Origin of the sequence: Streptomyces sp. WM4235 (assembly GCF_001279725.1) — a bacterium.
Lineage (GTDB): Bacteria > Actinomycetota > Actinomycetes > Streptomycetales > Streptomycetaceae > Streptomyces.
This window is the reverse complement of the sequence record NZ_LGDE01000139.1, coordinates 1-2,616: the sequence shown is the minus strand read 5'-3', so window position 1 is coordinate 2,616 and position 2,616 is coordinate 1. Positions and strand designations below refer to the sequence as shown.

Annotated in this window: 3 protein-coding genes and 1 pseudogene; 1 reads left to right on the top strand and 3 read right to left on the bottom strand. The window is 65.2% G+C overall.

All coding sequences use genetic code 11. The features are described from left to right. Window positions 1-210 (bottom strand): annotated as a pseudogene (locus tag ADK55_RS39760) (hypothetical protein); the annotation flags it as partial. Between the two features lie 130 nt (window positions 211-340). Between ADK55_RS39760 and ADK55_RS13280 the strand changes: the two are divergent. Further along, window positions 341-571, top strand: coding sequence for a hypothetical protein (locus ADK55_RS13280; RefSeq protein WP_159041381.1), 231 nt, complete (start codon window positions 341-343; stop codon window positions 569-571). 62 nt (window positions 572-633) lie between these two features. Here the strand turns inward: ADK55_RS13280 and ADK55_RS13275 are convergent, their stop codons facing one another. Together ADK55_RS13275 and ADK55_RS13270 are read right to left on the bottom strand one after the other, a co-directional pair. Continuing rightward, window positions 634-978: a hypothetical protein gene (locus ADK55_RS13275; protein WP_159041380.1), complete on the bottom strand. Its 345-nt coding sequence runs from the start codon at window positions 976-978 to the stop codon at window positions 634-636. Between the two features lie 762 nt (window positions 979-1,740). After that, complete coding sequence (locus ADK55_RS13270; RefSeq protein ID WP_053678337.1) at window positions 1,741-2,532, bottom strand: HEXXH motif domain-containing protein; 792 nt, start codon at window positions 2,530-2,532, stop codon at window positions 1,741-1,743. Between the last annotated feature and the right edge of the window lie 84 nt (window positions 2,533-2,616).

Genomic DNA, 2,616 nt, shown 5'->3' with positions numbered 1-2,616 from the left:
CGGAACGAATTTGAGTACCTCTTCGAAGGCGGCGAGCGCGTAGGCCATCGCCGCACGGTACCTGTGGTGCTCGGACTTGGGTCGGTTGAGCAGCTCAAGTCCGGCGAAGCGGGAAACCCGGTAGCCGACATCGGCGAACTCGCCGGGGTCGATTATCCGGGACGGTTCATGGGGCGCCCAAGCAGCCGTCGCCCGGACCTTCGACCCCAACGGACCGGCGGACCCGCGGGTGAACTCCCTCGCGTCCTATGCGGGGACGGGGGCCGAGACAGCCTTCGCCCAGCTCCGCGCGGCTGTCGCGGCCTGTCCCTCGGACAGTGGGAACGGAACGAAGGTGGCCGTGACCTACGAGGACCTCGACACGGCGGGCTTTCCCGAGGACACGATCCGCATCCGGATCACCACCGTCGAGGCGGACCCCGCCCACAACTCCGTCGTCGACAAGATCGTGACTCGGGTCGGCGTGTGCATCCTCGACACCTCGGGGCTGGGGCCGGAGCCTCACCCCCGCCTCACCGAGCAGCCCGTTCTCCGGCAGGTCGAACGACTCCGGGCCGGGCAGGGGCTGTAAACCCAAGTCCACAGATCACGCGGTGCGTGTGGGATCAGCTTCCGGGAAAGCCGTGCACTCAATCAGCTGAACCGAGTTGTCTCCTCGGTCAGGTCAAAGTAGGTACGTCGGACCGAGGGACGCCAAACGAACGCGTCTGCGATCTCGGAACGGAGAGGGTGGGCCTGCCAGTGGCGGGTGATGTCCTGCCAGTGCTCGATCACGGCGTGGCGGTCGCTTCCCTTCTTCATCCGGTTGTAGACGAGGGCGAACTCGTGGACGCGACCCCCGTCCGACAGAACGACACCGGTCTCCGCCTCCGGACCGTCAGGGAAGAGATGGACGAGGACGGCGGTGGAGATGGTCAGCCCGCGCTCGGTGAGCAGCTCTCGTAGACGTACCCAGAGGCCAAACTGGCTCGCTCGCATCAGTCGAGTGCACGTGACGTACATCAACGATCTTCGACTGCCAGGCGAGTCCCCGTAGAGCAGAGAGGCCAGGGGCGCCCAAGCCTCATACAGTTCGGCCGGGATCAGCACGTCACGGTGCGCCTGTCCGTTCACAGATTCAGGTGCGAGGGCCGTGAAGTTCGGGAAGGATGCGGCCGTTGCCGGGGAGCGGGACTGTCGGCCGTGATGAGACGACTCGTGTCGGAGTCGGCCAGGGGGCTTACGAGGCATGTGCCTTTCGGATGGTCATGCCTCGCATCTTGCCATGTCCGGGTCTCTCTTCGAACGGCCCACGTCTGCTGCGCAACGTCAACTTGACGCCTGGCTCCACTGACGTACCAAGTTGATTTGGGCTCCACCCCGTCCGCCGAGTCGTCCGAAGGCTGTTAGCTCTTCCGCCAGTTGACGAAGGACACCTCGTCCTGCAGGACCACGCTGATCTTCCTCTGTCGAAGTCACCCATCAGTAGATGTCCGCGCCCGACGTCACGCCCCACGCCACGATGGACCCGGGGTCCACGTCGAAGTCGGCTTCGTCACGGCACATCTCCCAGAGTTCACGGGCGATCCCCGTCTCGTCCTGCAGACCTGGGCCCGCCGTGTACGGGTACCCATCGGCCCCGGGAGCGGGGGTCGGTGGTGCTGCCGCCGGGCAGGCCGTTGTCCGCTGCGGCGGTCAGCTCGGCCCCTTTCCAGGCTTCGCGACGCGCGGGCCACTTCGGGTAAAGGCCGAAGCCGACTTTCAGAACACGGCCTCGTGGTTCGCCGCTACCTGTTCCTGCAGATCTCCGAGAGCATCCATCAAGTCGCCGTTCACCTGCTCGGCATAGGGCTTGATCAGTTGAGTCAGCGGTTCCTTCAAGAAGCCGCACAAGGCTGCTTGGCGCCTCTCGAGCGCCCGCGCGGTCCCGAACGCCCCGGTTTCCGCCGCGGCCGACCAAAAGTTGAACAGGCCATACCACACGAAGCAGGCTTGCAGAAAAGGCCTGACTGGCAGTCGGCGACCGGTCCACGGACTGGGAATCCTCGGTTGCATGCTGTACAAGGAGTCGTCGACCACCCAACTCTCCTGCATTTCATGCATGTACAAAAATCCGTGGATCGACTCGTGGACCACACCTTCAGCGACGAACGCATGATCCACTGCCGAGAACTGCGGATTTCCCAGTACCGAGCGTCCGACGTACTGGGCACAGGATCCCGAAGAGAAGACTCGCTCCCGGTCATCCCGGAGGAGTACCAGGGCCTTGGTAAATCTTGCGACGAACGCTGACGTCTCGCTGCTCACCGAAGCGATTCCTTCGATGGCTGCCGACAACTTCGCCAGCGCTTCCTCCCGCTCCCGCCCTGCCAGCGGAGCTCTGCCCTCGGGCTGGGTGAAGCGGATCCCTTGGACATCGATGCCAAGGGCATGGGGACTGTCGAGATCGAGAGGCGGCGCGCCCTTGATGGAGGGCCCCTCGACGACCTGGCCGCCGGGAAGGATCAGGGTGTCCCCCAGAGCCGTCCAGAGCGGCTCTCTGTCCAGCAGCACCCTGCGGCATCTGACGCGACAGCTCACCGCGAGGCGCCGGGAGCTCGGTACACGGTGGCGGCGACTGACCGCCGGCCGCCAGGC

Excerpts from the sequence above, each read along its gene's own strand:
- ADK55_RS13275 (WP_159041380.1), bottom strand. The coding sequence starts at position 978 with ATGCGAGCGAGCCAGTTTGGCCTCTGGGTACGTCTACGAGAGCTGCTC.